The 6,957-nt window shown below is 59.0% G+C and carries 6 protein-coding genes and 1 pseudogene; 3 read left to right on the plus strand and 4 right to left on the minus strand.

Annotation, left to right across the window (positions count from 1 at the left end; translation table 11 throughout):
- Positions 1-180 precede the first annotated feature (180 nt).
- The 3 genes from hpaA to GUY40_RS21885 all read left to right on the plus strand — a co-directional run bounded on the left by hpaA (position 181) and on the right by GUY40_RS21885 (position 2,870).
- A complete protein-coding gene (gene hpaA / locus GUY40_RS21875; protein ID WP_166571001.1) occupies positions 181-1,083 on the plus strand; it encodes a 4-hydroxyphenylacetate catabolism regulatory protein HpaA in 903 nt (300 codons plus the stop codon).
- Positions 1,084-1,161: 78 nt separating this feature from the next.
- Positions 1,162-1,584, plus strand: coding sequence for a homoprotocatechuate degradation operon regulator HpaR (gene hpaR, locus GUY40_RS21880; RefSeq protein ID WP_166571002.1), 423 nt, complete (start codon positions 1,162-1,164; stop codon positions 1,582-1,584).
- A gap of 74 nt (positions 1,585-1,658) precedes the next feature.
- Positions 1,659-2,870 carry a Bcr/CflA family multidrug efflux MFS transporter gene (locus GUY40_RS21885; RefSeq protein ID WP_166571003.1) on the plus strand — a complete coding sequence of 404 codons (1,212 nt, stop codon included), beginning with the start codon at positions 1,659-1,661 and terminating at the stop codon, positions 2,868-2,870.
- On the opposite strand, the gene GUY40_RS21890 is transcribed toward GUY40_RS21885, so the two are convergent.
- From GUY40_RS21890 to GUY40_RS21905, 4 genes and pseudogenes are all read right to left on the minus strand, one after another.
- Positions 2,864-3,586 (minus strand): MBL fold metallo-hydrolase, encoded by a 723-nt coding sequence (locus tag GUY40_RS21890; protein WP_166571004.1) that lies wholly within the window; start codon positions 3,584-3,586, stop codon positions 2,864-2,866. The two genes, GUY40_RS21885 and GUY40_RS21890, sit on opposite strands and share 7 nt — an antisense overlap.
- 119 nt (positions 3,587-3,705) lie before the next feature.
- Entirely contained in the window at positions 3,706-4,590 is an 885-nt protein-coding gene (locus GUY40_RS21895) for a DUF6708 domain-containing protein (RefSeq protein ID WP_166571005.1), read from the minus strand.
- A 5-nt stretch (positions 4,591-4,595) separates the two neighbouring features.
- Positions 4,596-5,480 (minus strand): DUF6708 domain-containing protein, encoded by an 885-nt coding sequence (locus tag GUY40_RS21900; protein ID WP_166571006.1) that lies wholly within the window; start codon positions 5,478-5,480, stop codon positions 4,596-4,598.
- 5 nt (positions 5,481-5,485) lie between these two features.
- Positions 5,486-6,957 (minus strand): annotated as a pseudogene (locus tag GUY40_RS21905) (hypothetical protein); the annotation flags it as partial.

The following is a 6,957-nucleotide window of genomic DNA, read 5'->3' on the forward strand; positions in this document are numbered from 1 at the left end:
TTTCTCCTGGCAGGGGCAGGGCAGTGATCGCCCTGCTGTGAAATTGTTAATGTGTTAACGTTATATTTAATATGTTAACGATCGTCAAGCGCTGCTGTGCAATCGAGGCTGGTGGACGGTCACGATCCGGTGCACGATGGGCCTCTGGCTTCACGACAAAACAACCACGAGATGGCAGCAATGAGCGATCGCCAGCCGATCCCCAATATCAATATCGGTCAGGTCTACGACCAGCGCTACAGTGACGCCGAGGTGCATTACGACAAGCTCGGCAACCTGGCGGGCTTCTTTGGCCGCAATATGCCGGTGCATCGCCATGACCGGTTTTTCCAGGTGCATTACGTCAAGAGTGGTGCGGTGCGGGTGTACCTGGACGATCAGCAGTACCTGGAGTCGGGGCCGATGTTTTTCCTGACGCCGCCGACCATTCCGCATTCGTTTGTCACCGAGCCGGACGCCGACGGGCATGTGCTGACCGTTCGCCAGCAACTGGTGTGGCAACTGCTCGAAGCCGACCCGAGCCTGGCACCGGGACCGCAACTGGCGCCGGCCTGTGTTTCGCTGACGAATGTGGACCCGGTATTTGCCGCCCAGGCCCGGCGGGTAGAGTTTCTGTTCGAAGAACTGCACGCGGAAATCAACGCCAGCCACGCCGGCCGCGCCCCGGCGCTGGACAGCCTGACCCGGCTGTTGATGATCGGCTTGCTGCGCCTGTGCGCCAATTCGCTGGCTGCGCGGCCGGCGCGGCATGAGGACTTGCAGGTGTTTCATCGCTTCAACGAGCTGATCGAGGCGCACTATCTGGAGCATTGGCCGCTCTCGCGCTATGCCAGTGGTATCGGGGTCACCGAGGCGCGGCTCAACGATGTCTGCCGGCGCATCGCCGATTTGCCGTCCAAGCGCCTGATCCTCGAGCGTTTGATGCAGGAGGCCAAGCGCCTGCTGCTGTACACCGGAAGCTCCGCGAATGAAATCTGCTACCGGCTGGGCTTCAAGGACCCGGCGTACTTCAGCCGGTTTTTCCAGCGGTATGCGCAGATGACGCCGGGAGAGTATCGCCAGCGCCAGCCGGGGTTGCGGTGATTGGGGTCGAACACCCATCTTGCACCCCGCCACCGACCCCCTTAAGCTGCCCCATCCCCGTATCAAGCCAGCCAGCCCATGCCCATACCCAGACAATCCCTGACCCTCGCCCTGTTGCAAGCCCGTGAAGCGGCCATGGGGTTCTTCCGTCCCTCGCTCAACGCCCACGGCCTGACCGAGCAGCAGTGGCGGGTGATCCGTATCCTGCGCCAGCAGGGCGAGCTGGAAAGCCATCAACTGGCCGACCAGGCCTGCATCCTCAAGCCCAGCATGACCGGCGTACTGTCGCGCCTGGAGCGCGATGGCATCGTGCGCCGCTGGAAGTCCGAGCAGGACCAGCGCCGGGTGTTCGTCGGCCTGACCGAGCTGGGCCAGCAGTGCTTTGTCGACATGAGCGAAGACATGGAAAGCAATTACCAGCGCATCCTCGAACAATTCGGCGAAGATAAGCTGCACGAACTGCTGGGCCTGCTTAACGCATTGAAGAACATCAAGCCCTGACGGGACACGCAAGGTTCAAGGTGCAGCGTTAAGATGTTAACGTTGCGCCTTTCCCGTTTTGTCCGGAGCCTTGCATGTCGTCTATCTCACGCCCGGAGCGGCTGATTGTTCTGCTCGCCGCACTGGTAGCGTTCGCGCCGCTGTCGATCGACACCTATCTGCCCAGCCTGCCGATGATCGCCAGCGACCTGGGCGCCGACCCCGCCAGCGTGCAGATGACCATCGGCGTATTTCTCGCCGGCCTGTGCCTGGGCATGCTGTTCTACGGCCCCTTGTCTGATCGTTATGGCCGTCGGCCGCTGTTGCTGGGCGGCATGGTCCTGTACCTGATGGCGACGGTGGGCTGCATGCTCGCCAGCGATATTCAGCAACTGATCGTCTGGCGTTTTTTCCAGGCCCTGGGCGGGGCGGCGGCATCCGTGCTGGCGCGGGCGATTGTCCGCGACTTGTTCCCCTTGAATGATGCCGCCCGGGTGCTGTCGTTGATGCACCTGGTGACCATGCTCGCCACACTGGTCGCACCTTTGGTCGGTAGCTTCCTGATGATGATCGAGGGCTGGCGCACCATTTTCGTCGGTCTGCTGGCCTTCGCGGCGCTGTGCCTGCTGGCCAGCGCCCTGCGGATCCAGGAAACTCACGCGGCGGACAGCCGTGGCCGCTCGCTGGGCGCTGCCTTTGGCGCCTATTGGCAGATTGTTCGCCAACCCCGGGCATTGGGCTACATCGGCTGCATGGGGCTTTCGTTCGGCGGCATGTTTGCCTTTATCACCGCCTCGCCGTTTGTCTACATGGCGTATTTCGGTGTCTCACCCCAGGCCTATGGCTGGCTGTTCGGGCTGAATATCGGCGGGGTGATTCTGGTGACCTTGCTCAATGCCCGGATTGTCCAGCGCGCGGGCCCGCTACGGATGCTGGGCTGGGGTGCGACGGCGGCGGGGCTTTCCGGTGCCTTGCTACTGGCGGTGGGGATAAGCGGTGTGGGCGGGCTGGCGGCGGTGGTAGCCTGCGTGATCGTCTATGTCAGTGTCACTGGTTTGCTGGGCGCCAACTGCGTGGCCAGTCTGCTGGCCTTGTACCCCAGGCAGGCCGGGGCGGCGGCCGGGCTCGCGGTGGCGTGTCAATTTGCCTTGGGGGCCGGCTTCAGCGCATTGGTCAGCGCCGCCGCCGATGGCACGCCGTTACCGATGTGTGCGGCCATTGCCGCCGCCGGGCTGGGCTGCACGCTGTGTTATCTGGGCGTGTGCAGCGCGGCGAAATCCTTCAGCGGTGACACGAGCATTCAGTGATTTTTCAACCACTGCTGGATCATCGCCCGCAACCGGTCACCGGAAAAACTCGGGAAATGCCCGCCGTGAACGGTGCGAATCGGCAACTTCAGCAGCCGCTCCAGGCTCGTGCGGTAATCGTCCAGGTTCGAGTGGTAGGCATTCTCGATCAATGGCCCGTCATAGATGATGTCGCCGCTGAACAGGGTTTGCGTGGTTGGCTCCCACAGGCTGATCCCGCCCGGTGAATGGCCGGGGGTGTGCAGCACTTCCAGCACCCGGTCGCCCAGGTCAAGCACATCGCCTTCATCGATCAGCCGCGTGGCTGGAGCAGCCTTGACCCGGTACTCGGCATAGCACAGCGGGCAATCCGGGTGCGCCTCGAACATCTCATCACCGACAAACGCCTGCGCCAGCGTGCGCTGGTTATCGGGGCTGGCGAGGATATCGGCTTCGGCGGGGTGAACCAGCCGCTCAGGGAATTCGTGGTGCCCGGCAATATGGTCGAAGTGGGTATGGCTGGCCACCGCCAGCAAAGGCCGATCGGTCAGCCACGGCAGCTGCTCGCGCAGGCTGACCACGCCCGAGCCGGTGTCGACCAGCACGTCACGGTCGCGGCCGGTCACATGCCACATATTGCAGCGATAAAACGGCCGCACATAGGGTTCGTGAATCAGCTTGATGCCGTCGGCTTTCTGCTCGACGGCGAACCATTGGTCCCGTGTCACGATTTTCATCCACTGGCTCCGCGTTGCGCTCTATCGTTGGGTTTATTGCGACACCTATTAAGTGTAGAGAAGGAGTGTCGGGTGAACGCAGTCGGCAAGGAAGCGGTCGGTCAGGCCTGCCATGAGATTCAGTCCTTTGCCGTGCTCATTGAGCGCTTCTGACCTTCCAGCGCTTCGACCGGTGGCTCGGCGGTCCGGACATTAAAGACACGGCAGACGACGCACCAGCACAAGGCCGAAAACAGGTTGTAAGGGAAAAGCACCAGCCAGAACGGCAGCATCCAGTTGTTCTTGCCCTGCAGTTCGCCCGGCTCGCCGGTGCGCCAAGGCGCGTAATGGCGCCAGGCTTCGGCGGGTGACAGGCAGATGCGATGGAGTGGAATGTGCCACCAGTTGGGCTCACCGGGTGGGGGTAGTTTGTCCGGCCCGTGAGCCATGAACTGACGGATATATTCCCAGACTTCGGCTACATGACGCAGATCACTCTCGGTCGGCTCATTGCTGTCGACCCAGAGTGTGATGCGGTTTTTCTCGTTGCCGTTTGTGGGCTTTGGGCCGAAGGCGAGGGCGTAGCTGATGCTGAAGGAACTGCCGCCGAACTCGGTTCGTTGGAATAGGCCGCCTTCTGTATGAGACCAGTCGAAGGTGATGAGGGTTTTGTTGCGTTGGTAATAGACCTTTTGAGTTTTCCGATTGAAATAGAAGTTGGAGAGTCGTTTGATGAAGAAGATGCGGTACCACGACAGCGCTGCGGCGAGAGCTCCAAAGGCTATCGCGCAGGCTAGTAACGCCCAAAAAAACGATCCGGTTTCTGACTGCCCAGCCAGTAACCAGCAAAAAAATATGATCATCAGGGTATTGGTAGCCGTATACATCTTCCCCATGAAAACTGAATCGGAGAGCGAAGGGTTGCGCAGACACAGAGTTTCCCGATTCATACTTACGTATTGGTCACGTATGGCGGGTCCGAACACGCTTTTCGCTTGTGGCGAATACCTCCATGCAATTGCCATGAGTTTCAGTCCTTTGCCGTGCTCATTAAGCGCTTCTGACTTTGTAGCGCTTCCACCGGTGGCTCGGCGGTCCGGACATTGAAGACACGGCAGACGACGCACCAGCACAAGGCCGAAAACAGGTTGTAAGGGAAGAGCACCAGCCAGAACGGTAGCATCCAGTTGTTCTTGCCCTGCAGTTCACCCGGCTCGCCGGTACGCCAAGGCGCGTAGTGGCGCCAGGCTTCGGCGGGTGACAGGCAGATGCGATGGAGGGGAATGTGCCACCAGTTGGGCTCTCCGGGTGGGGGAAGTTTGTCTGGTCCGTGGGCCATGAACTGACGGATATATTCCCAGACTTCGGCGACATGACGGACATCACTCTCGGTCGGCTCATTGCTGTCGACCCAGAGTGTAATGCGGTTTTTCTCGTTGCCGTCTGTGGGCGTTGGGCCGAAGGCGAGGGCGTAGCTGATGCTGAAGGAACTGCCGCCGAACTCGGTGCGTTGGAATAGGCCGCCTTCTGTTTGTGCCCAGTCGAAGGCGATGAGGGTTTTGTTGCGTTGGTAATAGACCTTTTGAGTTTTACGATTGAAATAGAGGTGGGACAAGCGTTTGATGAGGAAGATGCGGTACCAGGTTAGTGCTGCAATAAATGCGGTGAATGTTAAACAGCCGATGATTAGCGTCCAAAAAAACACATCAATGTTTGTTAGCTCCAAGAATATGGAGGCATAAAAGAAAATCATCAGGGTATTTCCTGCTGTGTACATTTTGCCCATGAAGACCGAATCAGCTATCCAAGGATTGCGCAGGCACAAAATATGCCTATTCATACTCACATATTGATCACGGATGGCAGGTCGAAACTCGGTTTTCGCTTGGCGCGAAAATATCCATGCGATTGCCATTGGTTTCAATCCTCTAATAGTAAATGCGCCGTTGCTACAGCGCTTTCATCCAAACCTTGGTTTGGGCTGTAAGCGATATTGAGTACCCAGTTGTCGAATCCAGATATTTCCTTGGTGACATTGAGTAGCAGGCCTGCGGAAGTCAGGCGAATAGCGGGGGTAACGGGGAGTACGACCTTGACATCACTGACTCCCTCGATGCTGCTCAGGTTGCCCTCCCAGGAACTTTGACTAAGCAGATAGCCACGCAGCAGGATGGTGAACTCGACTTTACTTTGTTCTCGTGGTGCTCCCGTCGGAAATATGCGTTCCCAGCTTGGTAAGTTTGATACACGATGGTTGTGTAATTTGCTGTCCACGCCCTCCCATCCCAGTGACTTGGCTTCGTCTTTATTTAACAACACTGGAGCGTAGTAGGCGGCGTACCAAACACGGATTTCTTCGTTGAGGTTGTAAAATTTAGGTAATCGTTTGTGAGTATCCAAGGTAATAGTCGGCCTGTGCTCCCCGTCGTTTTGATAATTACCGAATATACTGCGGGCCGCCCATAGCTCAATGGGAGTGTGTTTGCTCGCATGCGCCTGTGCGTGGAGTGCCAGCCCGCCCGCAACTATCGCTGCTCCTAGCAAGACTATCGCTGCGGCTGCCCAACCGGCGACTGGGACAAAAAATGTTGCACCGGTAATTGCTAAGCTTCCTTCTAGAATTGCGAAGCTTCCGGCTGCCACTAAGAAGCCGCCGGAGGCGGTGTAGGCTGATGAGGCGCTGTCTCCTTGTCGATATTGCCTCTTGGCTTTTGATAAATCCGAGGATAGTCCAAACACAATCACCGGCCACCCCACGCCACGGCTGAATAGCTTGCTGGTCAAAAATCGCGCAACCCCACCGCTATACGCCAACCCCGGCGCGGTCCCGGTCAACCGCAGCATCGTCGTCGCATAGATGGCCCTGGTACTGACCAGCGCCGCGGCGACCGCGCCCATCGTGCCCAGAATCGCGGAGATAAACCCGGCGGCAGCCTCAAAAGAACCGTCGCTCTGCACCTCCTTCAACGCGCTGTTCAGATTGATCAGATTGAAGTAAACCATCCCGAAGTTCAGCACCCCGACTCCAGAGACCAGGGTCGAAGCCAGGCTGGGTTTTACCCGCAGTGTGCGCGTCTGTTCGAGGGTCACGGTCCGGCTGCCGTACAGCCGAACCATCTTCATTTCCTCGACTTCCACCATGCCGGACTTCAGGAATTCGTCGACCTGCTTGCTGAAGGCATCGTTCAACACCGCCTCGTGGGTAATCCGGTAGCGCGCACGCAGCAGCCCAAGGGCCTTTTCCGCGTTGGCCTCCTGGGCGGCGGCCAGCACCTGCTGGCTCAAATTGCGATTGGCACTCCAGCGAGCCTTGCCCTGCATACGTTTGAGCACGACCGTGGTCACGCTCTGCGCCATCAGCTCGGTGGCGCCGGCAATGGGCGGGAAACGGC

Source organism: Pseudomonas sp. R5(2019) (genome assembly GCF_009905435.1).
In the GTDB taxonomy this organism is placed as follows: domain Bacteria; phylum Pseudomonadota; class Gammaproteobacteria; order Pseudomonadales; family Pseudomonadaceae; genus Aquipseudomonas.